This window comes from Pseudomonas sp. FW305-E2, from assembly GCF_058782925.1.
Window position 1 is genome coordinate 97,477 of sequence record NZ_JBYSYE010000002.1, and the last position, 23,881, is coordinate 121,357.

The following is a 23,881-nucleotide window of genomic DNA, read 5'->3' on the forward strand; positions in this document are numbered from 1 at the left end:
GCGTCGATCATGCTGTATCGAGAAGCGGGCCAGTTCAGCGTGCGTTACGCCGACGACCGACGATTCTTTCGCCTGCGCCAGGATCGGCTGGGTCTGGCGGCCTTGGTCCTGTTCGCCTTCATCGGCGTGCCACTGCTGGGCAATGATTACTGGTTCAGTGCCATCCTGATCCCATTTCTACTGCTGTCGCTGGCCGGCCTAGGGCTGAACCTGCTGACCGGTTATGCCGGGCAACTGTCCCTGGGTTCGGCGGCGTTCATGGCAGTAGGTGCCTTCGCAGCCTATAATTTCGAGCTGCGCGTGGCGTGGCTGCCGCTGCTGGCCAGCCTGCTGCTCGGCGGCCTGGTGGCGGCGCTGGTGGCCGTGGTGTTCGGCCTGCCAAGCCTGCGCATCAAAGGCTTCTATCTGCTGGTGTCGACACTGGCGGCGCAGTTCTTCGTGCCATGGGCGCTGACCCGCTTCAGTTGGTTCAGCAACGACAGTGCCTCGGGGGTGATCAGCGCGCCGCCGCTGCTGATGGCCGGGTATGACTTTTCGTCGCCGGCCGGGCGCTACATGCTGACCCTGGCGGTGGTCAGCGCGCTGTTCTGGCTGGGCGCCAACCTGGTGCGCAGCGAGCTGGGGCGCAACTGGATGGCGGTGCGCGACATGGACACCGCCGCCGCAGTGATCGGCATCCCCCTGTTGAAGACCAAACTGCTGGCTTTTGCCATCAGCGGCTTCTACCTCGGCGTGGCCGGTTCGCTCTGGGCCTTCACCTACCTGGGCACGGTGGAGCCACACGGCTTCGACCTGAACCGCTCGTTCCAGATCCTGTTCATCATCATTATCGGCGGCCTGGGCAGCATCCTCGGGAACTTCCTCGGCGCCGCCTTCATCGTGCTGTTCCCGGTGCTGCTGTCGAACCTGGCCGGGTTGCTGCCGACCGGGCTGATTGATGCCGGACAGATAGAGAACCTACAGAAGATGGCCTTCGGCACGCTGATCATCATCTTCCTGATCAAGGAACCGGAGGGCCTGGCGCGCCTCTGGCAACGCTTTCGCGAGCGCACTCGGCGTTGGCCGTTGCGCCACTGAGCGAACCTTCGCACCGGGCTTCGCCCGCCTTATGTCACTGCCCACTGATTTGTAAAGGATAACCACGATGTCGACCCGATCCGTCCTCGGCCGCCTGGCGCTGGCCGTGAGCCTGGCGGCCGGTGCACTCAACGTGCACGCGGCCAACGAACAGTATTTCCCCCTGCAGAGCTACCGCGTTGGCCCCTATGCCGCAGGTGGCACCGGTTTCTTCGGTGGTTTTATCGATTACCTCAAGTACGTCAACGCCCAAGGCGGCGTGAATGGTGTCAAGCTGACCTGGAGCGAGTGCGAGACTGAGTACGTCGTGGAGAAGGGGGTGGAGTGCTACGAGCGCCTCAAGGGTGGGCTCAACGGCGCACCGGCTGCCGCCACCAATCCGCTGTCGGTGGGTATCGCGTATGCCACCCTGGAACGCTCCACGGCCGACAAGCTGCCGCTGATCACCATCAACCATGGGCGTACCGACTCCACCGATGGCAGCGTGTTCCCTTACGTCTTCCCGCTGCAGCTCAATCCCTATTCCGAGGTATCGGCCATCGTCAACTGGATCGCACAGCAGGCAGGCGGCGAGCAGGGCCTCAAGGGCAAGAAGATCGTCACGCTCTTTCACGGTTCGCCCTATGGCAAGGAAACCAACGAGGTGCTGCAGGCCCTGGCGGACAAGTACGGGTTCGAGTTGACCCTGCTGGAGGTGCCGCACCCCGGCAACGAGCAACAATCGCAGTGGCTGAACATCCGCCGCCTGAAGCCGGACTGGGTCATCCTGCGCGGCTGGGGCGTGATGAACCCGGTGGCGCTGAAGACTGCGCAGAAGGTCGGTTTCCCTGCCGACCGTATCATCGGCAATATCTGGAGCAACTCCGAGGAAGACGCGGCGCCTGCCGGTGCCGCGGCCAAGGGCTTCATCGCCATCACCACGCATCCGTCCGGTACCGACTTCCCGGTGCTGCAGGGCATCGAACAGGCGGTGGTGGACAAGGGCCAAGGCGACCTGGCCGATCCGAAGCGCTTCGGCACCGTGTACTACAACCTCGGCGTGGTCAACGGCATCCTCAACGTCGAGGCATTGCGTCTGGCTCAGGAGAAGTTCGGCAGGCAACCGCTGAGTGGCGAGCAGGTGCGTTGGGGCTTCGAACACCTGAACCTGGACGATACCCGCCTGCAGGCACTCGGTGCCAAGGGGCTGGTGCAGCCGCTGAAACTGTCCTGCTCCGACCATGAAGGCGGTGGTGCGGTGCGCTTCCAGCAGTGGGACGGGCAGAAGTGGAAACTGATCAGCGACTGGGTACAGGCCGACCGCGCGTTTTTGCGGCCGATCATCGAGGCCTCGTCGCATCAATATGCCAAAGAGAAGGGTATCACCCCGCGTGATTGCAGCCAGGAAGGCTGATCGCGCGGGCAGGGCCGGTGGCGTCCCCCCGGCCTGTCTTCAGCCCTGCGCAGTTCGGGCGCCGCCGCGCACCAGGCCCACACCGGCTCAAAGGTTGGGGGCTGCTTCCAGTCTGTTGCGATTGCCGCCATTTGGCGCGGCCATGCGCTTCTGTCCTTCGCAACCCTCCTCGCGCAGTTGGCAAGGGGGGGCAATCGTTCGTGGCGGCCTCTCAGATTGATAGTTGTATCGCCCGCTCAGGGCGCATCTGGGGCTCTGGCCGGCGCCGATTGACCACCAGTTCGCCGATGGCAATCAGTCGGGCGCGGGTGATGTTGCGGCTCAGACCCAGCAGACTGGCCGTGTGCACCTGGTTGCAGTGGCAGAAACGATAGGCACTGCGTAGCAGGGTGTCCTCGACCTTCTCGTGCAGGCTGCCGGCCTGCTCCTCGAACAGGCGCTGAAAGGCGCGCAGCAACTGCTCTTCGGCGCTTTCGGCGGTGCTCACCGGCGACTTGTCCTGGCGCTCGATGCGCAGGTGCGACAGGCGCAGGTCGTCGTCCTGCACCAGGCCATTGCGGCACACCAGCAGGGTGTGGTGGATGACGTTTTCCAGCTCGCGGATGTTGCCGGGCCAGTCGTAGCTCACCAGCTTGCGTTCGGCCTCGGGGGACAGGCGCACTTCGCCGTAACCCAGGCGGTTGCAGTAGGTCTTGATGAAGTGTCGGGTCAGCGGCAGGATGTCGCCCGGGCGTTCTCGCAGCGGGTAGAGTTGCAGGCTGACCACGTTGAGGCGGTAGTACAGGTCTTCGCGGAAGTTGCCGGCAGCGATGGCCTTGTCCAGTTGCACGTTGGTGGCGGCGACCACGCGCACGTCGATGGGGATGCTCTTGCGCGAGCCCAGGCGCACCACTTCACGCTCTTGCAGCACGCGCAACAGCTTGACCTGGATGGCCATGGGCAGGTCGCCGATTTCGTCGAGGAACAGTGTGCCGCCGTTGCCCTCCTCGAACCAGCCGGCCTTGGCCGCCAGGGCGCCGGTGAAGGCGCCTTTCTCGTGGCCGAACAGCTCGGCTTCCACCAGCGACTCCGAAAAGGCGCCACAGTTCACCGCGACGAAGGGGCCGTTGCGCCGTCCGCTGAGGTTGTGTATGTGGCGTGCGACCAGCTCCTTGCCCGTGCCGGTCTCGCCGATGATCAGGACGCTGGCCTCGCTGGGGGCGACCTGTTGCAGGTGGGCGAGCAGCGCCTGCGATCTAGCGTCTTCGAAGACCTGTGCGGTCGCCCGGATCGAGGTGGCCAGTGACGGCGAAGGGGGGAGGGTCAGCAACTGCATGGCGATTCCTATGAGTAGAAAGATGGGGTGGGTCGCGTCTGGCTCAGTGCCCACTCACCCAGCTCGTGGAGTTTGTAGTCCAGCGGGTCGTGCAGGCTCTGGGTACGCAGGTTGCGCCAGTAGCGATCGAGGCGCAGCGAGGCGTGGGTCGCGCGTGCGCCAGTGACCTCGAACAGGCGGTTGCAGATGTCCAGGCCAGTGCGTGCCGCCGCCACCTTGGCCGTGGCGATGGCCAGCGCCAGTTGCGCACGCTCTTCGGCGCCGAGCGCGTGCTCCTTGTGCCAGGCCGCGTCGAGTTGCGTAGCGGCGCGCTCCACCAGCAGGCGCACGCCTTCCAGACCGACCCAGAACTCGCCGTAGTGGCGCAGGATGTAAGGGTCTTCGCTGACATGTCGGGCTTTGGAGCGGAACCACGGGCGGCCTTCCTTCAACGTGTAATGGCGAGCCTCTTCCAGAGCGCCTTCGGTGATACCAAGGAATACGTTGGCGAAATGCAACTGGGCGATCAGCGGGCGCAGGCTGGCGAAGGGTGTGCTCAGCGGGCCGGGGTCGAGAAGCATCTCGTTCTCTTCGACGCGCACGCGCTCGAAAGTAGCGCTGCCGCTGTCGGTCTGGCGCTGGCCCATGTTGTTCCAGTCATCATGCAGTGTGATACCGGTCCGGCCGCTGGGGATGGCAGCGATCAGCAGCTTGCCGCCAGCACTTTCATCGACCGCCGAGGCAATCAGCATTTCCGAGTCGCTGGCGCCTGAGCAGAAACTCTTCTTGCCGGAAAACTCGTACCAACCGTCGAAGCGTGTGAGTACGGTGCGGCTGTCCAGGGGGTTGAGCGCATTGCCCCAGAACCAGTTCTTGCGCGCGGTCTGCTCGAACCAGGGTTGCCACTGATCGCGGCGGGAGAACAGGCGTACGGTAGCCAGCATCAGGTGCTGAAAGCCGAAGACGTGGGCGATGGAACTGTCGACCCGGGCGAATTCGCGCACCACCTCCAGGGTTTCGCTCCAGCTAGCGCCGAGGCCGCCGAACTGGGTGGGTATGCTCAGCGCCAACAAGCCGCTCTGGCGGATAGCGTCGCGCTGGGCCTTGGGTGTGCCGCCGGCCTCGTCACGCTCGACGGCGGTTTCGGCGAACGCCGTCGCAAGGCGACGTGCAGTCTGCAAGGGGCTGAGCACGGCAGGTCGTAGAGGGGTTGTCACTCGGCATTCCTCGCTGGCGGGTGGGGAGGGCGGATTGGGGGGCGTTTCATAGCGGCTCCTCAGGCAAATTGCTCAGCACATGCGCTTGGCGGTGGAAGAGGGCTGCGGTGCGTTCTGCGGCTAGCGGGATGCGGGCCTGCAGAGGCTGGAAGAAACTGAACAGCGGGTGCAGCTGCAACAGCACTTGGGATTGGCCGGAGGTAGGCAATGACGTTGGCATCAGAAACTTCAACCCTCCAGCACGGTTACCCCGATTCATCGCGGGTCTGATGAAAGTATAAAAGTCGATTCATATCTCTAAAAATAATAAAAAATAATATTTATATTCCCGTATGGAATACTTAGTCATTGCAAATGCAATGGCAGCACAAAGGCTGCCAAAGCTTTCGTTCACGAAGACCGCAGGCGTGTTCTTCGCTGTTTCCCACACAACAGCAGCCATGCAACGTTGCTGCCTCCTCAACACCATGCTGTCATGGCAAAAACCCGTCTCGCGCTTGAGTACGCGGGGTTTGGCCGATTGGCATGGAGTCTGCTTCGTTGCCCTGGAATCCATTGAACTCCGGGGGCGACGTGATCGCTGATAAATATCCACTGATTGCCAACGACCCTTTGGAAACCCCTGCGCGGATCAGCGCAGACTCCCTTGGCTCTGCATCGATTCCTGGTATCGCGCTGGAATTTCGTGCGATCACCAAACGTTACGAGGGGAGCCGGTCAGGCTCCAGCAACGCGGTTGAGCAAGTGAACCTCGCGGTGCGGCGCGGCGAAGTGCTTTGCTTGATGGGTACATCCGGCAGCGGCAAGTCGACTTTGCTGCGCCACGTCAACCGGTTGATAGAACCGAGCAGCGGCGAGGTGCTCATCGACGGTGAGGTCCTGAGCGACTTGACGCAGCCTGCGCTGCGCCAACTGCGGTCGCAGCGCATCGGCATGGTGTTCCAGCATTTCGGTTTACTGCCGCATCGAAGCGTGCTCGACAACGTGGCCTTGCCACTGGGATTGCGCGGTGAGCCGGAGCGTACACGACGCGCAGCGGCACAACGGCAGTTGCAGGCGGTGGGGCTGAAAGCGTGGGGCGAGTGTTTTCCCCACGAGTTGTCTGGTGACATGCAGCAACGGGTCGGGCTTGCGCGAGCAACCACCCACCGCTGGGTCATCTGGCTGTTGCCTATGGCCGGCTTTGCGGCGGGGCTGGTTTATCACCTGATCGGCAAGCCGGTGAACGCGGCAATAACCTACTGATCGACGAGATTCACGGCCCGACGAAAACTGTTCCGCTGCGCAGGGTACCTCTGGTGCTTGCGGGTACGGTGACACCCCATTTCTGGAACTCTCGTGCTGTTTCAAGCCATCGATTTTGTCATCTTACGATTCCTCTCCAAGCCCCATTGAGCTGCATAAATCAAAGGTTTCAGGGTGCGTCGGGATTTCCCACAAAAAGCACTGATGGCACGTTGACTCTCCCCTTAGGGGGAGACTTTAGACTCCCGGCCCTCGATAGATCTGGCCTGAAAACAGCTTTTTTGGCCCGATGACTTTATTCATTCAATGCGGCTTTTGTAGGGAAACAATCAATGAATAATCCGTTGGAACTGGACAGCGTTATCAGCAGTACACAGGAGATTCTTGCGCAGTTGCTGGTGTTGGACAGGGGCGACGTGACAGAGCACAGCAGTATCGTTGACGACCTCAGCGCCGACTCGCTGGACATCGTCGACCTGAGCTTCCAGCTGGGCCGTCAGTACGGTTGCACCTTGCCGAAAACCAGCGTGCTGGATCACGCGGTAGCGGTGTTCGGCGACGCCACCCGGTTTATCGAAAAAGGCCGAATCACGCAGGACGGCGTGGCCTTGCTGGAGCAGAGCCTCAGCGCTTATGCGCCGGGCCAGCTGCACGTGGGCATGCAGCCGGGCGATGTCTTCTCGGCCACCACCGTGCGGAACTGGGCGCAGCAATGCCATAACGTGTTCAACCACCTCCCCGAAACCTGCCCTGAGTGTGGCGCGGCTCATGCCCAACTCAATGAACGCCAACAAGTGGTGTGTGGCGGTTGCAGTGCTCGCCTGACCCCTCTGGACGGTGACTCGATCTCGCGTCTGCTGGTTGAGCAGTACGCGGCCGCCCAGTTGAAGGCTTCGGCGTAGGGGGTGGCTTGATGCAGGCCCGAGAGGTTCTGGTCACCGGCTATGGACTGGTGGCTCCCACGGCACTGGATGCGGCCTCGCTGTTCACGACGATCAGCGAAAACCGTTCCTGCATTGGCCAGCACCCGGCGTTTGTCGAACTGGGGTTTGCGAACCCGGCGGCCGGATTTATCGATGAGCAACAATGGCAGGTCATCGCGGCGGCCTTTCCGGGCGACCTGCAGACCACCTCCCGCCAGGAATGGCTGGCGCATTACGTGGCCCGTCAGGCGCTGGCCCATGCCGGGTTGGCCGACGGCGCTTTTGCCCGAGTCGCCAGCGGTATTTTCGTCGGGGCCAACAAACATTGCGTGAGCGGTGATTTGCGGGACGCCAGCCGTTACATGGACGATCAGGGGCGGGTCGATCTCGACCAGTTCCTGGATAACCACACCCTCAGCGGTGGGGCGTTTGCCCGGCGGGTTGATCAGCAAACCTGCCATCTCGCCGAATGGCTGGGTGTACGTGACCATATCTCCACACATTCCGATGCCTGTGCCGCCGGCACCATGGCCATCGGCAGCGCCTATCGAGCGATCGCCCGTGGCGAGATCGACCTGGCGTTGTGTGGCGCGGTGGAGTTGATGGCCCATGAATTGTCCTACTACAGCTTTGATGGGCTGGGCGCACTCTGCCAGCGCTTGGACTTTTCCCCACCAGAACAGAGCCGGCCGTTCATGCCGGACCGCTGCGGTTTTGTGCTGAGCGAAGGGGCGGCGCTGTTGGTGCTGGAATCCCGCGAGCATGCCGAGCGTCGTCAGGCCTGTTCGCTGGGCCGGGTGCTGGGTTACGCGAATCTGTGCGAGGCAGAGAAAATCACCTCCAGCAGCCGCGACGGCAGCAAGTATGCCGCCTGCATGACGGCCGCCCTGGCCGATGCCGAACTGACCAGTGCGGCTGTGGACCATGTGAATGTTCACGGTACGTCGACACAGGCCAATGACCGTTGTGAGGCCCTGGGCCTGGCGCAGGTCTTCGGCGAAACCCTGGAGCAGATGACGTTCACTGCCAACAAGTCTGCCGTAGGGCATTCGTTGGCCGGCAGCGGTGCCATTGAGGCGGTGCTGTCGTTGATGAGCATTCAGTTGGGCGTGGCCTTGCCGACCCTCAATTTTCAGCCGGAAAAATCCGAATTTCCGGCGTTGAAATTCCTTTGTGAACCGTTGCAGCAACCGATCAATGTCGTGCTTTCCAACTCCTTCGGGTTTGGTGGCGTGAACAGTTCGTTGGTGCTGGGCAGGGCATGACATGACCAGATCCAATTCAACCGCTGTTTATATCACTGCTGCGTCGGTACTCAACGCCGCCGGTACTGAATGTGCGCCTCGTGACAGTCAACCTCAGGCCGCGCAACCGCTGGATTTCGACCCGGCACGTCTGGCCCATTGTGTTGCAGCGCCCGCCTTGCCGGCGGGTGTGTACGACCGCAAACTGTCCCGCAGCCTCGAGCCTCAGGGCGCGCGCCTGCTGTATTGCGCCGGCCGTCTCGCCGAGACCTTGCGTGGGCTGGAACTGCCCGACGAGCGGATCGCATTGACTGCTGCCATTCCGGAAGTGGATGGCCCCAGCTCGTGCTGGGATGCAGTGCAGGCCATTGGTGCACAACCGGCCGATCTGTTGGCGCAATTCTTTGCCCACACACCGCCGCTGCATGCGCTGATGATGCTCAACAGCAGCGTCATGGCCCACGCGGCTGAGGCCTTGCGTTGCAAGGGGCCCATGGGCGGTTTTTGCTCCCAGGGCAATGCGGGGCTGGATGCTTTGATGGAGGCCGCTGCCCATCTGAGCGAAGGCCGTGCCGATGCTGCCGTGGTCGTCAGCAGCAGTCCGAACATCACCCCGGCGTTGTACCTGCGTGACGCTACTCACCCACCTGTAAACCCCGGCCCGTGGGTTTTCGGCGAAGGTGCTGCGGCACTGTTGCTGACGACCAACCCAGGCAGCGGTGCTCAATCTGCGTTGCGTATTGCCGGGTTTGCCCGTGGTTACAGCGCGCAACCCGAGCGTGGACTGGCGGTTGGTCGCGACGTCATCGAGCGTGCTTTGAGCAACGAAAAACTGTGCCTCAGCGATGTCGGGCAAGTCGTCGCCGATGCACAGGATCCGCAGATTGCCGCGTTGTTTAGCCTATCGGGGCACACCCTCGAACACTCCAAGGCATTGCTAGGTGACTTGGGCGCCAGCGCCTTGCTCAGCGAAATTGCTGTGACCTGGGCACTGGATTGCAGCCGTTACACGCTGTTGATTGAACATAGCCGAGGCGGGCATTGGGGCGCGGTGCTGCTGGCCAGAACGTCGTCGGACACAGAGACAATGGAGAGTTACCCATGAGCCCCACACGGATCGTGATCACGGGTATGGGCGCCGTTACCGGCTTCGGTTTCGAGTGGCAGTCCATGTGGCAAAGCATGTTGGCCGGCGAGCATTGCATTCGGCCATGGCAACCGGAAGGCGTCGAGGCGGGTGCGTTCCCCGTGCGTTACGCAGCGCCCGTGGATATGGGCTTGATGCCGGCACACTTGAAAAACCATCCGGCCTGGGGATTGTCGCTGGAAAAACGCACCCGCTTTGGTTGGGTCGCGGCCACCCAAGCCATTGCCGATAGTGGTCTGAGCCCCGAACAGTTGCGTGGCGCGGCGGTATTGTCAGCGTCCGGCGCACCTGCTCATCGTTTGCAGGACATGCTGCTCAGCCTGGCGGATAACCCGGCGCAGGCGCCGTCCTGGGCTCAATTGATGGCGCGACAGGCGCAGGTCGATCCTGACAGTTCACTGTGTCAGAGCAACGACCGCCTTGCGCGGGTGATTGCCGATGGCATCGGCAGTGAAGGCCCGGTGATCAATATCAGCAGCGCCTGCGCGGGAGCGTCCCAGGCCATCGGCAATGCATTCCAGATGATCCGTCGCGGCGAGGTCGAGCTGGCCATTGCAGGGGGCGCCGATTCGGTGCTGAGCCTGGACACCATGACCGCGCTGTATCTGCTCGGCGCCGCCAGCAGCGAACAGCGTTGGGGCACCGAACTGTGTCGGCCGTTCGACCGCCATCGCAGTGGCTTGATTGCGGGTGAAGGCGGTGGTTTTGTCGTGCTCGAAACCCTCGAACGGGCGCTCGCCCGAGGGGCAACGCCGTACGCCGAAGTGCTGGGTTTCGGCAGCAGCCTGGATGCCTACAAAATCACCGCCCCCGACCCGCAGGGCCGTGGCGCGGTGCTGGCGATGCAGGCGGCCCTGACGGATGCCGGGCTGGCGCCGCAACAGGTCGACCTGATCAATGCCCACGGTACCTCGACACCCCTCAACGATGCCGCCGAAACCCTGGCGATCAAGACCCTGTTCGCCGAGCGCGAACATTATCGGCGGTTGCTGGTGACGGCCAACAAATCCCAGTTCGGCCACCTGATTGCGGCCGCCGGAGCACCGGAGTTCATGCTCACGGCCCTGGCCTGCCGGGATGATCGGGTCACGCCGACCCTGAACCTGCAGGATGCCGACGAACAATGCGACCTCGACTACTGCGCCCTTCAAGCGGTCAAGCGCAAGGTCGACGTTGCCCTGAGCAACTCCTTCGGTTTCGGCGGCCTCAACACTTCACTGGCGCTGTGCAAGTACCGGGAGGCGCCGCGATGAAACAGGCGGTCGCGATTGCCGGTGCGGGTTGCGTGTTGCCCAGCGGTTGGGGTGTCGAGCCTTTCTGGGCGGCCGCAACCGAAGGGCGCAGTGCAATTACGGCGCTGAACGCCCGACGGTTCAGCAGCGAACGCGTGGTGGCGTTCGGGCAAATTCAGGATCAGGACCACCAACGCAGCCGACAAGACCTTGCACAAAACCTTCAGCGTTACTGCACGCCGGCAGTGATCTGGGGTGTCAGCGCGGTACGTCAGGCGTTGGAAGAAGCCGGTCTGGCCGATGAGCCGCCGGATGTCCGTTTCGGTTTGTATTGCTGTCAGGGCGGCTACACCCATCCGTCTCTGGAATCCTATGCCGAGTTGTTGCTCGGCTGTCGGCAGGACGGCGTCGCCGACATGGCGGCGTTCGCCAAACGGATCCTGCAAGACCGTGCCCAGGACCCTTTTCTGGTGCTCAAAGGCTTGAGCAACTGCTTGCTGGGTGTCACCAGCCTGGCGCTGAAACTGGTGGGTGAGTGCAACGCCTATATGCAAGGTGTCGCCGGCAACCTGGCAGCCTTGCGTGAGGCTACGGCCGCTTTGCAGGCTGGCCGCATTGACGCGGCAATCGTTGTCGGTGCGGGCAGCGAGCTGGATGCCCTGGCGCTGTCCGGGTTGGTCCAGGCGGGTGTCATCAGTGCCAATGGCTCTAACACGCTGCTGCCGTTTGACCTTCGGGGCACCGGCGGCATTGCCGGGGAGGGCGCGGCAGCATTGGTGCTGCGCCGGCGCGAAGACCTGCCGGCCGGTCCTCAGGCGTGCCTCGCCGACATGACGGCCCATGCCTCCCTCGGTCGCTTGAGCCTGCCCGACAGCCCAACCGATGTGTTGGTGTGCAGCGGCACCGGCGATGCGCACAAAGACCGCGTGTTGTGCCAGACGCTGGCCCTTGCGCGCGCCTCGCACATCACCAGCGGGTTGGCGATCAACGGCATTCTCAGCGCGGCGCCGAGCCTGGTGGATCTGATGCTGGCGCGTTGCGCATTGCAGGCCCAAAGCGTGCCGCCGATTGCCGGTTTGCAGCAACCAGTGGCGAACCTGCCGTTCATTCAGGGCGCGCCCCACGCCGCGAGCCTTGCGCATTGCCTGGTGCTGAATCGCGACGACAACGGATTCAGCGCCGCCTATCAAGTGCTCTACAGCGCAAAGGCCACTCAGGACTGCCGCTGACTACCGCCTCTTTTTTACTTTCAAGGGATATGACTGTCATGGATTATCGCGATTTCGTTCGGCCCAAATTCGTCGGCCTGCTCCAGGCACTGGGCCTTGAGTGTCAATTTGAGCGCGCCCTCGGTAGCCAGTTGTTCTACCGCAACCCCAAGGGCGACATGGTCGCGGTCACCGACTTTCTCGGCGGTTACGGTGCGGCACTGTTCGGCCACAACGACCCACAGTTTGTCGATCAGCTATGTGCGCTGCTGCGCAGCGACGTGCCGTTCAACGCACAAATGTCGATCCGCGGTGCGGCCGGGCAATTGGGGCGAGCGCTCAGCGACGCCTTCAATCGCGAACTGAAGAACACCGAACGTTATGTTTCGACTTTCTCCAACAGTGGCGCGGAGGCGGTGGAAATCGCCGTCAAGCACGCGGAGTTCCGTCGCCAGAAGAGCCTGCAAAAGCAGTTCGACGACATCGATTTCACCCTGGCCAGCCTGACCGCCAGCGAACACGCTTACCGCGAACTGGAGGTGGCCGACCTCGACCTGCCTGCAGGTGTCCTGCCGACCACCCTGAACAGCGTGACCTTGCGTCAGGTGGTTGAAGCCGTTCGCCAACACAACCTGGCGCAGTTGCACATCGAACCGGTATTCGTCGCCCTGCGCGGCAGCTTCCACGGCAAATTGGTCAATACCGTGCAACTGACCTATGGCCGTCAGTACCGCGCGCCGTTTGCCCGTTTTGGGCTGAACGTCGAGTTCATCGACCCACAGCAGCCCCATCAGTTGCAGGCATTGCCGGCCCGGCACACGCACCATTGGTTGAGCCTGCAATGGGACGGCGAACACCTGCACGTGCTGCAATTGCCGTTCAGTGCGATTACCGCCGTGTTGATGGAACCGATTCAGGGCGAAGGCGGTATCAACGAGTTCGCGGCCGATTTCTATCTGGGGCTGCGCAAGCTGTGTAACGAGCAACAATGCCCGCTGGTGGTCGATGAAGTGCAGTCGGGTTTTGGTCGCGCCGGGACGTTTCTTGCCAGCAGCCAGTTCAACCTGCAAGGCGACTACTACTGCCTGTCCAAGGCACTCGGCGGCGGCTTGATGAAAATCGCCGCGACGGTGATCCGCAGCAGCCACTACGAAGGCGAGTTCAGCTATATCCACAGCTCGACCTTCGCCGAGGACGATCCGTCCTGCCATATCGCGCTGTCGGCATTGCGCCGGTTGTTCGCCAATGACGACGCGATGCTCAAAGACATACGCACCAAGGGCGCCTACCTCAAAGCCTCGCTCAATGAACTGAAGATGGCCTATCCGGATGTGATCGCCGATGTGCGCGGGCGTGGCTTGCTGGTGGGTCTGGAATTGCACGACTTGAGTGTCAGCAGTTCGCTGGTACAGGCGTCGGCCCAGTACAACGATGCCTTGGGTTACTTGATTGCCGGTTACCTGTTGCAATTCGAAGCGTTGCGGGTAGCACCTTCGGGCAGCAACTCCAACGTGATTCGCCTGGAGCCGCCAGCCTGTATCACCCTGGGCGAAATCGACGGGCTGATCGCTGCCCTGCAACGGGTCTGCGACATGCTGCGCCGTGGCGATGCGTTGCCGTTGGCGGCGGGTATCTGCGCGGACTCGATGCCCGCCGTGCCAGTCCGTCAGGACGATTTTCGGGTGGCTGAGCCCGTTGAAAACACCGCTGCCAAGGTCGAAGTCGTCGCTCGGGTAGCGTTCATCAACCACCTGATCGATGCCGATATCCTCGGTGACGTCGATCCCTCGCTGGCAGCCCTGAGCCCGGAACAAAAACGCACGTTCATCAATCGCACCAAGCCTGAACGCCGCGCTGTGCCAGTCGGCCCGGTGATCATTCGGTCGCGCCTCGGCATGGCGGTGGAGTTCACGTTATACCCGCTGTGCATGGATTCGGATGCCATGGCCGAGTACATCCGCAGCGGTGACCTGGACAGCATTCGCGAAGAAGTCGGCAGGCGTGTCACCGATGCCCGCGCCGATGGCTGCAGCATCGCCGGCCTCGGGATGTACACCTCGATCGTCACCAACAATTGTCAGGCGCTGAAGATTGCCGACATGGCGCTGACGTCCGGCAACGCCCTGACCATCGGCATGGGGCTCGAAGCCATCGAGCAAGGCTGTGTACAGCAAGGTCTGGCACTTTGCGAGCAAACCGCTGCCGTTGTCGGTGCCGCCGGTAACGTTGCGTCGACCTATGCCTCGGTGCTGTCCGCCACCGTCGATCACCTGATTCTGATTGGCAGCGGTCGTGACGGCTCGGTTCGGCGCCTGGAGAAAACTGCGCAACAGATTTACGCCGACGCGGCCCGTTCGATCCTCAAAGGCACGGCCGAACACGACCGGTTGGCCCAGCGACTGCTGACCCTTGATGGTTTTCGTGGTTTGTTGCACTCACATGGCCAAAAAGCCGACCTCGGTTTGCACATCGCCCGCCTGGTGGATGAGCGCCTTGGCGCGAACGCCTTCATCACGGTCACCAACGATCTCGACGCCATCAAGGGCGCACGGATTGTCCTGTGCGCTGCCAATGCGCCTCAGCCGTTCCTCGGTGCCGAACATTTTGCCGAGCGCAGCGTGATTTGCGATATCGCCGTGCCGCTGAACGTCCATCAAGACCTGTCGAGCCAACGCGAAGACGTGCTCTACATGCACGGCGGCATCGTCCAGACGCCGTTCGACGACGGCCTGGCGCCCAACGTGCGGGCCTATCTGAAAAAAGGTCAGCTGTATGCGTGCATGGCCGAGTCGGTGTTGATGGGCTTGTCTGGCATGAGCCAGCACGGCTCCTACGGCGATATCAGCCGTGAGCAAGTGCAGCAGGTCCGCGCACTGGCCGCGACCCACGGTTTCACCCTCGCGCAATTCAAAACTCAAAACTCACTGTAAGGAGCGGTCATGACTCAGAAAATAGCTGTCGTGACCGGCGGCAGTCGCGGCATTGGCAAGTCCATCGTGCTGGCCCTGGCCGGCGCGGGTTATCAGGTTGCCTTCAGTTATGTCCGTGACGAGGCGTCAGCCGCTGCCTTGCAGGCGCAGGTCGAAGGGCTCGGCCGGGACTGCCTGGCCGTGCAGTGTGATGTCAAGGAAGCGCCGAGCATTCAGGCGTTTTTTGAACGGGTCGAGCAACGTTTCGAGCGTATCGACTTATTGGTCAACAACGCCGGTATTACCCGTGACGGTTTGCTCGCCACGCAATCGTTGAGCGACATCACCGAGGTCATCCAGACCAACCTGGTCGGCACGTTGTTGTGCTGTCAGCAGGTGCTGCCCTGCATGATGCGCCAACGCAGCGGGTGCATCGTCAACCTCAGTTCGGTGGCCGCGCAAAAGCCCGGCAAGGGCCAGAGCAACTACGCCGCCGCCAAAGGCGGTGTAGAAGCATTGACACGCGCACTGGCGGTGGAGTTGGCGCCGCGCAACATCCGGGTCAACGCGGTGGCGCCCGGCATCGTCAGCACCGACATGAGCCAAGCCCTGGTCGGCGCCCATGAGCAGGAAATCCAGTCGCGGCTGTTGATCAAACGGTTCGCCCGCCCTGAAGAAATTGCCGACGCGGTGCTGTATCTGGCCGAGCGCGGCCTGTACGTCACGGGCGAAGTCTTGTCCGTCAACGGCGGATTGAAAATGCCATGAGCCAGTTACGCACGATTGTGATTACCGGCGCGGCCAATGGTATTGGCCGCGCCGTCGCGGAAAGTTTTGCAGCCCAGGCCGAGCACCTTTTGATCTTGCTTGATCGGGATCTGGCAACCTTGCAGAGCTGGGTCACCGAGGGCGAATTTGCCGCTCGCATCGAAACCCATCAAGCGGACATCGCCGATCTCGCCAGTCTGCAACTTCTGTTCAAGGGCCTGGCCAACCGGGTCGGCTTTGTCGATGTGCTGGTCAACAGCGCCGGGGTCTGCGACGAGAACGAACCCGAAGACCTCGACAACTGGCACAAGGTCATTTCGATCAACCTCAACGGCACCTTTTACGTCACCTCGTTGTGCCTGCCACTGATGGCGGAGGGTGGGCGGATCGTCAACATGTCGTCGATCCTCGGCCGAGCGGGCAAGGTCCGCAACACCGCTTACTGCGCCTCCAAGCACGGTATCATTGGCATGACCAAAGCCTTGGCGCTGGACCTGGCGCCACGGCGAATCACCGTCAATGCCATCCTGCCCGCCTGGATCGACACACCGATGTTGCAAGGCGAATTGGCGGCTCAAGCGCGCATCGCCGGGATCAGCCACGAGCAAATCCTGCGCAATGCCAAGAAGAAGTTGCCGCTGCGGCGCTTCATTCAGGGCGAAGAAGTGGCGGCCATGGTTCGTTATCTGGCGAGCCCGCAGGCGAGTGGTGTCACGGCGCAAAGCCTGATGATCGACGGCGGTGCCGGGTTGGGAATGTAGCCATGGCTCGACTGGGATTGAACCGCGGCCTTTTGGCCGCGCTGGTCAGCCTCGGCTCGCCAGTGGCGATCGCCGAGTGGTGGCCGGAGCATCATGAAGCGGAGATCGGCGTTGCCACGGCCGTGCGTCTGCACGGTGACGACCAGGTCACGCAAAAGGCCGTGTACCTCAAGTTCAGCCTGGAGGATGCCTGGGACAGCGGCTACTACAAGGCCAAGGGGCGAGCCCGTTACGACTTCCGTTATGACGGCAACAACCCATACAGCGCGCAAGCCCGGGACGATTACCGGGCCACTGCCGATTGGCGGCACCTTTACTGGGGGCTCTACGTCGGTGACGGCGAGCTGACGGTGGGCTGGCAGCAGGTGGTGTGGGGGCGAGCAGATGAATTACGGGTGCTCGATCAGATCAACCCGCTGGATTATCGCGAGGGTGTGATCGGTCTGTTGGAAGACAGCCGCATCGCCGTGCCGATGATTCGCCTGGTGCAGCCGGTCGCCGAGTGGGAGCTGGAAGCGCTGGTGATCACTGATTTCGTGAAGAACCAGGCGCCGGCCGTCGGCAGCGAGTTCGATGCACCGATCTTTGCCACACCTGATCCGCAGATGTTTGTGGTCGATTCGCGGCCCGGGTATGACGGTCACAGTGGCTTCGGTTACGGCGCCAGTGCCAACGGCCGGGTCGGCACGGTGGATGTCAGCTTCGTTGCCCTCAACGCCCGCCAACAGGACCCGGTTTACGCCGTCGAAGGCCAGACCGAAGAGGGCCTGATTCGCCTCGAACGGCAATTCCCGCGCTATTCCATGGGCGGCGCCGGTGTGGCCATCGATGCCGGCCACAGCATCGTGGTACGCAGTGAAGTCGCCTACTTCGACAATTGGCGCGTCACCAATCCTTACCGCGCTTACGGCAGCGACCAGACGGCGATGACCAAGTCGCTGCTGGGCGTCGATTACCTCTTGCGGGACTGGCTGATCTCGACGCAGTGGCAACATCAGCGGCTGCTCGACTGGCAGCCCGGCATGGTCCAGGACAAACGCGACGACCTGTTCACCGTGTCTGCCGAAGGCTCGCAGTTCCAGGATCGCCTCAAGACCCGTCTGGTTTTCGGCATGTCGCCGCCAGCGCAGGACGACAGTTTCGTTCAGGGGATCTTCACCTACAAACCGGTGGACTGGCTCAAGTTGGGGCTCGAAGTCGATGTGTTCTTCGGCAAGCCCGACCGCCAGTTCGGTGCGTACGCCAACCGCGACCAGGTGCGCTTGTCCGCCGGTTATCTGTTCTGACCACACCGGTGCGGTGTGCGAACCACTCAAACAATGAAAAGGAAATCGCGATGTTGCCCATCTTCAAGACCCTGACTGTAAGCGCACTGCTGCTGAGCGCCGCTGCCGCCATGGCAGCTGAAACACGCACGGCCGACGACATCATTCGCCAGGCCCGGGACCGCGATGACGGCAAGAGCTTCATGTCCCAGGTGTCCCTGATCCTGATCGACAAGCAAGGTAACAGCCGCATCCGCGAGTTCAGCTACCTGCAAAAGGATTACCCGGACAGCGACAAATTCACCATGTATTTCTCCGCGCCGAGTGATGTGCGTGACGTCGCCTTCCACATCGAAAACCCGCGCGAGGCCCTGGGCCTCGAAGACAGCCAATGGATGTATTTGCCGGTCAGCCGACAGACCCGAAGGATTTCCACCACGGACAAACGCGGGGCGTTCATGGGTAGCGACTACTCCTATGCCGACCTCGACAAGATTCGCGCCGAAGACTATCGCCAAACGCTGGTTGGCGAAGAGCAGTTGCAGGGCCGCGATTGCTACGTGATCGAGCGTGAGCCGGCGACGCCTGCCGTGCTGGCCAAGACCGGCTACAACAAGCTCAAGGTCTGGGTTGACAAGAAGAACTCACTGGTGCTGCGCCAGGACTTCTTCGATGTAAAAGGTGTGATGTTCAAGCAGATGCGCACCCTGAAGACTGAAACCATCGACCAGATCGACAGCATTACCTTCAGCGAAACCGAGGACTTCATCGCCGGTACGCGCTCTCAGCTGCGCTTCAACCAGTTGCAGTACAACGTCGCGCTGGACGACCGCCTGTTCACGCAGACCGCGATCAAGCGCGGGCTGAAAGCCGGCGACTTGCCGGAATACGCCGTGTCTGCCCGCTAAGCGCCGCTCCCGATTCATCTGGAACCCTCATTCATGGAAAGATACCTGAACTTCGTCGAGCGCTATGCGCGGGCAATTGTGTTCGTGCTGGTGGCGATCACCGCCTACTTCACCTACACCCTCGGCGCGCTGATGTCGGACACCAATCCGTATCTGCTCAAGGACACTCATCCGGCGCGCAAGACGATCATTGATTTGCAGCGCGAGTTCACCGGCACGTATGACTCGGTCATGGTGGCGCTGAACAACCCCGAGAGTGTCTTCAACACCACGTCGTTGAACGCCCAGTTCGAGCTGTCCCAGGCCATACGCCGGTTGATGCTGGCGAACGATGAGGACCGTGTCGAACTGCAGCGCATCGTCGGCCTGCACAGTGGCGACCCTGATGCTCAGGGTTTGCTGGTGCAGATCCTCGCCGAGGGTTTTTCGCAGAACGATTACGCTGCCGCCAAAGCGCTGCGCGACCATGGGATTGCCCGGAACTGGGACAGCCATGACCTGCGGTTTTTGAGCTTTCTTGCCGAGCGGCTCAACCCGATCCAGGAAATGGCCTCGATGGCTGACCTGGAAAACATCAGCTTGAGTGCCGATGGCGAGTTGTGGATCCACAAGACCCTGCATGCCCTGGATATGGACCCGATCAAGGTCGAAGCGCAGATCATGGGCAACGAGCAGATGGTCGGTGGCGTCGTCTCGGCGGACAAGAAAGTCGCCATAGTCGTCGCCGAACTGGGCACCAAACAGGACGACGCTCAGGCCCAATTGCGTGCCTATCACCAGGTCCGCGAGATCATCGCGAAGTACCAGGCCGCTCACCCGGAGTTCACCGATGAGGTGTTCATCGCCGGCATGCCGATCTTCATTGCGGCCCAGCAGGAAATCATCGATCACGACCTGGCGATGCTGTTCCCGATCGTGTTCCTGCTGGTGACCTCTCTGCTGGTTTTCTTCTTTCGCAAACCACTGGGCGTGGTGCTGCCGCTGTTCAATATCCTGTTCTGCACCATCTGGACCCTTGGCCTGATGGCGCTGCTGCGTGTGCCGATGGACTTGCTCACCAGTGTCTTGCCGGTGTTCCTGTTCACCATCTGTTGTGCCGACGCGATCCACGTCATGGCCGAGTATTACGAACAGCTCAATTCGGGTAAGTCTTTCCGCGAAGCCAACCGGGAAACCCAGCGCCTGATGGTCACGCCCGTAGTTTTGACAACGGTCACGACGATTGCCACGTTCCTGATTTCCACCACCAACAACATTGTCAGTATCCGCAACTTTGGCGTGTTCATGTCCATCGGCCTGACGGCGGCGCTGATCATCTCGTTGCTACTGATTCCGGCGTGGATTTCGATCTGGGGCAAAGATGCCGTCCCGCGCAAAGTGCAACTGAAAGCGTCGCTGATCTCCCACTATCTGGTGGTGTTCTGTGCCTGGCTGATTCGCTGGCGCAAGCCGGTATTGCTGGTGACCCTGCCGTTGTTGGCGATGATGACGGTGTTCACGTTCAAGGTGGATATCGAAGACTCGGGCATTGCCTACTTCAAGAAGGACAGCCCGGTGCGGATGTCCGACGAATTCATCAACCGGGCCGGAGTCGCGGGTACATCGCCGGGCTGGATCGCTTTCGACACCAAGACTCCGCGTGGCGCGCTGACCACTGAAACCGTGCAGTTCCTCGACCGTCTGGACCAGTTCATCAAGGCCCAGCCGAACGTGAGTTACACCTATTCGGTGGCGACCTACATCAAGCGCATGAACCTTGTGCTTAACGACATGAACCCTGCTTTCCTGCGGGTGCCGCAGGCGGTGGAGCAGGTGACGGTGGTCGATGATGACGGGAAACCGGAGACCTTCGATGTCGATGGCAACTCGCTCATCGAACAACACATCATGATGTTCGAGAACGGTGGCGGCACTGACTTGCAGAACGTGCTCAATGCCGATTACTCGAAGGCGGTGACGCTGTTCACCATGACCTCCTCTGTGGCGGGCGATTACCAGGCGATGCTCGATAAACTGGACGCCTGGCTGGCCATCAACAAACCGGCCAACCTGCAGGTCACCCATGCCGGTACGCCGTACATATGGACCGGGGTGTTGCAGGAAATCACCCAGGGTCAGGTGCTTAGCTTCTCGCTGGCGTTGCTGGCCGTGACCTTGATGATGATGTTCTGGCTCAAGTCAGTACGCCTGGGCATCCTCGGCATGCTGACGTTGCTGACCACGTCGGTGACGGTGTACGGCAGCATGTACCTGTTGGATATCGAGTTGAACATCGGTACCACACTGGTGACGTTCCTGGTGGTGGGCGTCGTGGATTACGCCGTTCACCTGCTGTCACGGATCAAGATGCTGGTGCAGAAGGGCATCGAGATCGACGAGGCCATCCTGGCGGCCATGCAGGGCGTCGGGCGCTCGACGGTGGTCAACGTCGTGATCTTCTCGATGGGCTTTGTCGCGCTGCTGTTCTCCGCCTACAAACCCGTCATTGACCTGGGTGTATTGGTGATACTGGCGCTGTCATCCAGCGGCTTCATGACCATTTTGTTGGTCACGCTGATTTCGCCGTGGTTCTTTGCCTCGATTGTGCCGCAGCCAGCCGTGCAAGAGGGCGAGCAGCCGGGGGGTGGGGCTGTGCCAGGCTAAATCGCCGGGGCGCCTGCGTGCTGAAAACGGCACGGGGCGCCATGGCCGTTCAGGGGCGGCGGAGCGGATTCAGCGGGCTTTTTCCAGGTGTTCGAACTGGCATTGCATCTGAGCATCTTTGAGGCTCAGCTCAAACTCAACCAAGCCGTCATGCACTTGCTGCAAGGCCTGGATCTGCCCCATCAATTCCTGCTTTTTGTTATCGATGGCCTGCATGGCCAGATCCCAGGGCAGCTCCTGGCCGCGATGATCCTGCAGAATGGCCTGCATTTCCTTGAGCTTGAAACCGAGTTGCTGAGCGCATTTGATGAAGGTCAGCAGCTCTACGCTTTGCTGGCTGTAGATGCGGTACTTGCCTTCGCGTTGCGGGGGTGGCAACAGGCCGATTTCTTCGTAATGGCGGATGCTTTTGACGGTGGTGCCCGACAGCTGGGCGGCTTTGCCGATGTACATGAAAATCCCTTTTTTGGCGCATCAGAAGCGAAAAGATGTCGCGTGCTCGTACAGGCGCGCGACATTTTTGCACAAGCGTCAGGGGGTGGGAAGCCAGGCTGAACAAGGCATCACAGCAGGGAGGCTCGGCTGGGCAGCGCAGGGGCACGGCCTGACCGGGGCCGATCAGCGGCTGGCGACGGCCTGGACTTGCTTGAGCCAGGCTTCACGCTGTTCCGGCTTGGAGCCCAATACCGGACCGAAGGTCAGGGTTTTCAGGGGTTTTATGCCGCAGAACTCCAGGGTGGTCTTGCGCATTTGGTGCAGGCCCGGCATGCGATACACCCACCGGTAGTACCACGGCGGCGTGTCCATTGTCACCAAAAGGTGAGCGGTGCGGCCCTTGAGAAGCTTATCCGGGAAGGGCGAGCCCTTGCGGTACTTGAAGGCAAAACCGGGCAGAAACACGCGGTCGAAGAACCCCTTGAGCAATGCCGGAATGCCGCCCCACCAGATCGGGTACACCAATGTCAGGTGTTCGGCCCAGGTAATGTCGTTCTGTGCGTTGATCAAATCGGGCTCAAGCAACTGGATCTGGTTATAGCCATCGTGCAAGACCGGGTCGAAATCCAGGGTATCCAGGCGCAGCAGGCGCACCTCATGGCCTGCTTGCGTGGCAGCCTCGACATAACGTTCGGACACAGCGCCGCAAAAGCTGTCGTTCGAAGGGTGGCCGAGGATTACGAGCATGCGTTTGCGCTTCATGACAAACTCCAGGTAATGAAGTGCCAAGGGTAAAGTCTGCCCCTTACGGTAGAGTCAAGCCTTGCCGGTTAGCGGTAGAGACAAACAGTCCAGCAGCGCTCGGCTGGAGCCCGGCAAACCGTTGAATGAGGGGGCGCAGAAACGCAATGTGCGTTGAGCCCGCACTCGCACTTGCAAGCGCCAACCGGCTTGAAGGGCTTTCGCCTCCAGATAGACGGCGAGGGCACTGTTGGCGTTGAGGGCGACATAAGCGTGGCTGAGGGTGTCGTTGAACGTCAGGGGGGGGGCAGGACTAGAGCATGTTAAAGCCAGAAAAACCAGTGCTGCCCTGATGTTCAATAATCCTCGCCTACAAATCGAGCTTTTCTGAGCCCGGAAATCAGCCGTTGCCGGGTGCTGGGTGACTTGTCTGGATTTTCCCTAAAGACTCTCAGGGTCCCCAAAGAACATCTGTATCCGCGACCGCAGCCACCGCTCCGCCGGGTCATTGTCCTGTGCCCCGCGCCAGGCCATGTGCAGTTCGAAACTGCGCACGGGTATCGGCAAATCCTCGGCCCGCAAGCCGCCGGCGGCCGTCAGTGCATCCGCCGTGTAGTCCGGTACCGTCGCCACGATATCGGTACCTGCCAGCAAGCTCCCCAGCCCGTTGAACTGCGGTACCGCCAGCACCACGTGGCGCTTGCGGCCGATTTCTTCCAGGGCTTCGTCGATGAACCCGGACAAGTCCCCGGCAAACGACACCAGCGCATGGGGCCGGGCGCAGAAGTCATCCAGGGTGATGCTGCCGGGTACGCTGTCGGCGCGCAGCAGTTTCGGCATGCTGCGGCGCAACACCTTGCGCTTGGCGTTGGCCGGCAGTTCGCTGGTGTAGCTGACACCCACCGAAATCTCGCCCGAGGCCAGCAGGGTTGGCATCAGCAAGTAGTTGACCCGTCGCACCACCAGCACGATACCGGGTGCCTCGGCGCGAATGCGCTTGAGCAGTTGCGGCAGCAAGGCGAACTCGGCGTCGTCCGACAGGCCGATGCGGAACACCGCATTGCTGGTGGCCGGGTCGAATTCGGCGGCGCGGCTGACTGCCGTGGAAATCGAATCCAGTGCCGTTGACAGCAGGGCGAAGATCTCGTGGGCCCGTGCCGACGGCTCCATGCTGCGCCCTGTGCGCACGAACAGCGGGTCATCGAACAGGTTGCGCAGGCGCGACAGCGCCGCGCTGATGGCCGGTTGGCCGAGAAACAGTTTTTCTGCGGCACGGGTCACGCTGCGCTCGTGCATCAGCGTTTCGAACACGATCAGCAGGTTGAGGTCTACACGACGCAGGTCGTTTCGATTCATCGGTGCGCTTCGCCTAATGTGGGGCAGAGGTGAATCTTAAGGCCAAAGGCTGTTACCCTGCACGGGTTTAGGGGGACCAATCGCAGGGAAAGTCAGGTGCCCAATCGATGACAAG

Annotated in this window: 19 protein-coding genes and 1 pseudogene; 14 read left to right on the forward strand and 6 right to left on the reverse strand. The window is 61.6% G+C overall.

Annotated elements, in window-relative coordinates; translation table 11 throughout:
• Positions 1 to 9: 9 nt before the first annotated feature.
• Together AC3WLP_RS03090 and AC3WLP_RS03095 are read left to right on the forward strand one after the other, a co-directional pair.
• On the forward strand, positions 10 to 1,077 hold the full coding sequence (locus tag AC3WLP_RS03090) for a branched-chain amino acid ABC transporter permease (protein ID WP_012052697.1): 1,068 nt from the start codon (positions 10 to 12) through the stop codon (positions 1,075 to 1,077).
• 67 nt (positions 1,078 to 1,144) lie between these two features.
• Positions 1,145 to 2,470: an ABC transporter substrate-binding protein gene (locus AC3WLP_RS03095; RefSeq protein ID WP_012052696.1), complete on the forward strand. Its 1,326-nt coding sequence runs from the start codon at positions 1,145 to 1,147 to the stop codon at positions 2,468 to 2,470.
• 211 nt (positions 2,471 to 2,681) lie between these two features.
• Here AC3WLP_RS03095 and AC3WLP_RS03100 read toward each other — a convergent pair whose 3' ends face one another.
• Both AC3WLP_RS03100 and AC3WLP_RS03105 read right to left on the reverse strand, forming a co-directional pair.
• A complete protein-coding gene (locus AC3WLP_RS03100) occupies positions 2,682 to 3,785 on the reverse strand; it encodes a sigma-54 interaction domain-containing protein (protein ID WP_003253968.1) in 1,104 nt (367 codons plus the stop codon).
• A gap of 8 nt (positions 3,786 to 3,793) precedes the next feature.
• Positions 3,794 to 4,981, reverse strand: a complete 1,188-nt coding sequence (locus tag AC3WLP_RS03105; protein WP_004576530.1) for an acyl-CoA dehydrogenase family protein — start codon at positions 4,979 to 4,981, stop codon at positions 3,794 to 3,796.
• 573 nt (positions 4,982 to 5,554) lie between these two features.
• Between AC3WLP_RS03105 and AC3WLP_RS03110 the strand changes: the two genes are divergently transcribed.
• The 12 genes from AC3WLP_RS03110 to AC3WLP_RS03165 all read left to right on the forward strand — a co-directional run bounded on the left by AC3WLP_RS03110 (position 5,555) and on the right by AC3WLP_RS03165 (position 21,234).
• Complete coding sequence (locus tag AC3WLP_RS03110) at positions 5,555 to 6,226, forward strand: ATP-binding cassette domain-containing protein (protein ID WP_088512541.1); 672 nt, start codon at positions 5,555 to 5,557, stop codon at positions 6,224 to 6,226.
• A 332-nt stretch (positions 6,227 to 6,558) separates the two neighbouring features.
• On the forward strand, positions 6,559 to 7,128 hold the full coding sequence (locus tag AC3WLP_RS03115; RefSeq protein WP_033726736.1) for an acyl carrier protein: 570 nt from the start codon (positions 6,559 to 6,561) through the stop codon (positions 7,126 to 7,128).
• Between the two features lie 11 nt (positions 7,129 to 7,139).
• Positions 7,140 to 8,414, forward strand: coding sequence for a beta-ketoacyl-[acyl-carrier-protein] synthase family protein (locus AC3WLP_RS03120; protein ID WP_088512271.1), 1,275 nt, complete (start codon positions 7,140 to 7,142; stop codon positions 8,412 to 8,414).
• 169 nt (positions 8,415 to 8,583) lie between these two features.
• Positions 8,584 to 9,498, forward strand: coding sequence for a beta-ketoacyl-[acyl-carrier-protein] synthase family protein (locus tag AC3WLP_RS03125; RefSeq protein WP_088512540.1), 915 nt, complete (start codon positions 8,584 to 8,586; stop codon positions 9,496 to 9,498).
• A complete protein-coding gene (locus tag AC3WLP_RS03130) occupies positions 9,495 to 10,793 on the forward strand; it encodes a beta-ketoacyl-[acyl-carrier-protein] synthase family protein (protein ID WP_088512270.1) in 1,299 nt (432 codons plus the stop codon). The genes AC3WLP_RS03125 and AC3WLP_RS03130 overlap by 4 nt, the downstream gene beginning before the upstream one ends.
• Positions 10,790 to 12,001, forward strand: coding sequence for a beta-ketoacyl synthase N-terminal-like domain-containing protein (locus AC3WLP_RS03135; protein WP_012052688.1), 1,212 nt, complete (start codon positions 10,790 to 10,792; stop codon positions 11,999 to 12,001). The genes AC3WLP_RS03130 and AC3WLP_RS03135 overlap by 4 nt, the downstream gene beginning before the upstream one ends.
• A gap of 38 nt (positions 12,002 to 12,039) precedes the next feature.
• On the forward strand, positions 12,040 to 14,910 hold the full coding sequence (locus AC3WLP_RS03140; protein WP_088512269.1) for an aminotransferase class III-fold pyridoxal phosphate-dependent enzyme: 2,871 nt from the start codon (positions 12,040 to 12,042) through the stop codon (positions 14,908 to 14,910).
• Between the two features lie 9 nt (positions 14,911 to 14,919).
• Positions 14,920 to 15,657 (forward strand): 3-oxoacyl-ACP reductase family protein, encoded by a 738-nt coding sequence (locus AC3WLP_RS03145; protein WP_003253959.1) that lies wholly within the window; start codon positions 14,920 to 14,922, stop codon positions 15,655 to 15,657.
• The gene (locus AC3WLP_RS03150; protein ID WP_088512268.1) at positions 15,654 to 16,418 is read left to right on the forward strand and encodes an SDR family NAD(P)-dependent oxidoreductase; all 765 of its coding nucleotides are present in this window, start codon (positions 15,654 to 15,656) and stop codon (positions 16,416 to 16,418) included. The genes AC3WLP_RS03145 and AC3WLP_RS03150 overlap by 4 nt, the downstream gene beginning before the upstream one ends.
• 2 nt (positions 16,419 to 16,420) lie before the next feature.
• Positions 16,421 to 17,704 carry a DUF1302 family protein gene (locus tag AC3WLP_RS03155; RefSeq protein ID WP_088512267.1) on the forward strand — a complete coding sequence of 428 codons (1,284 nt, stop codon included), beginning with the start codon at positions 16,421 to 16,423 and terminating at the stop codon, positions 17,702 to 17,704.
• A gap of 50 nt (positions 17,705 to 17,754) precedes the next feature.
• The gene (locus AC3WLP_RS03160) at positions 17,755 to 18,591 is read left to right on the forward strand and encodes an outer membrane lipoprotein-sorting protein (protein ID WP_003253956.1); all 837 of its coding nucleotides are present in this window, start codon (positions 17,755 to 17,757) and stop codon (positions 18,589 to 18,591) included.
• A 33-nt stretch (positions 18,592 to 18,624) separates the two neighbouring features.
• Complete coding sequence (locus AC3WLP_RS03165; RefSeq protein WP_088512266.1) at positions 18,625 to 21,234, forward strand: efflux RND transporter permease subunit; 2,610 nt, start codon at positions 18,625 to 18,627, stop codon at positions 21,232 to 21,234.
• A 69-nt stretch (positions 21,235 to 21,303) separates the two neighbouring features.
• Here the strand turns inward: AC3WLP_RS03165 and AC3WLP_RS03170 are convergent, their stop codons facing one another.
• From AC3WLP_RS03170 to AC3WLP_RS03185, 4 genes and pseudogenes are all read right to left on the reverse strand, one after another.
• Entirely contained in the window at positions 21,304 to 21,687 is a 384-nt protein-coding gene (locus tag AC3WLP_RS03170; RefSeq protein WP_003253954.1) for a MerR family transcriptional regulator, read from the reverse strand.
• A 165-nt stretch (positions 21,688 to 21,852) separates the two neighbouring features.
• Positions 21,853 to 22,431, reverse strand: a complete 579-nt coding sequence (locus AC3WLP_RS03175; protein ID WP_003253953.1) for an NAD(P)H-dependent oxidoreductase — start codon at positions 22,429 to 22,431, stop codon at positions 21,853 to 21,855.
• A gap of 54 nt (positions 22,432 to 22,485) precedes the next feature.
• Positions 22,486 to 22,710, reverse strand: a pseudogene (locus AC3WLP_RS03180) (LysR family transcriptional regulator); the annotation flags it as partial.
• A 141-nt stretch (positions 22,711 to 22,851) separates the two neighbouring features.
• Entirely contained in the window at positions 22,852 to 23,766 is a 915-nt protein-coding gene (locus AC3WLP_RS03185; protein ID WP_088512265.1) for a LysR family transcriptional regulator, read from the reverse strand.
• Between the last annotated feature and the right edge of the window lie 115 nt (positions 23,767 to 23,881).

Coding starts and splice junctions, on each gene's coding strand:
- AC3WLP_RS03090 (WP_012052697.1), top strand. CDS start 10: ATGCTGTATCGAGAAGCGGGCCAGTTCAGCGTGCGTTACGCCGACGAC.
- AC3WLP_RS03095 (WP_012052696.1), top strand. CDS start 1,145: ATGTCGACCCGATCCGTCCTCGGCCGCCTGGCGCTGGCCGTGAGCCTG.
- AC3WLP_RS03100 (WP_003253968.1), bottom strand. CDS start 3,785: ATGCAGTTGCTGACCCTCCCCCCTTCGCCGTCACTGGCCACCTCGATC.
- AC3WLP_RS03115 (WP_033726736.1), top strand. CDS start 6,559: ATGAATAATCCGTTGGAACTGGACAGCGTTATCAGCAGTACACAGGAG.
- AC3WLP_RS03120 (WP_088512271.1), top strand. CDS start 7,140: ATGCAGGCCCGAGAGGTTCTGGTCACCGGCTATGGACTGGTGGCTCCC.
- AC3WLP_RS03130 (WP_088512270.1), top strand. CDS start 9,495: ATGAGCCCCACACGGATCGTGATCACGGGTATGGGCGCCGTTACCGGC.
- AC3WLP_RS03135 (WP_012052688.1), top strand. CDS start 10,790: ATGAAACAGGCGGTCGCGATTGCCGGTGCGGGTTGCGTGTTGCCCAGC.
- AC3WLP_RS03140 (WP_088512269.1), top strand. CDS start 12,040: ATGGATTATCGCGATTTCGTTCGGCCCAAATTCGTCGGCCTGCTCCAG.
- AC3WLP_RS03145 (WP_003253959.1), top strand. CDS start 14,920: ATGACTCAGAAAATAGCTGTCGTGACCGGCGGCAGTCGCGGCATTGGC.
- AC3WLP_RS03150 (WP_088512268.1), top strand. CDS start 15,654: ATGAGCCAGTTACGCACGATTGTGATTACCGGCGCGGCCAATGGTATT.
- AC3WLP_RS03155 (WP_088512267.1), top strand. CDS start 16,421: ATGGCTCGACTGGGATTGAACCGCGGCCTTTTGGCCGCGCTGGTCAGC.
- AC3WLP_RS03160 (WP_003253956.1), top strand. CDS start 17,755: ATGTTGCCCATCTTCAAGACCCTGACTGTAAGCGCACTGCTGCTGAGC.
- AC3WLP_RS03165 (WP_088512266.1), top strand. CDS start 18,625: ATGGAAAGATACCTGAACTTCGTCGAGCGCTATGCGCGGGCAATTGTG.
- AC3WLP_RS03170 (WP_003253954.1), bottom strand. CDS start 21,687: ATGTACATCGGCAAAGCCGCCCAGCTGTCGGGCACCACCGTCAAAAGC.
- AC3WLP_RS03175 (WP_003253953.1), bottom strand. CDS start 22,431: ATGAAGCGCAAACGCATGCTCGTAATCCTCGGCCACCCTTCGAACGAC.
- AC3WLP_RS03185 (WP_088512265.1), bottom strand. CDS start 23,766: ATGAATCGAAACGACCTGCGTCGTGTAGACCTCAACCTGCTGATCGTG.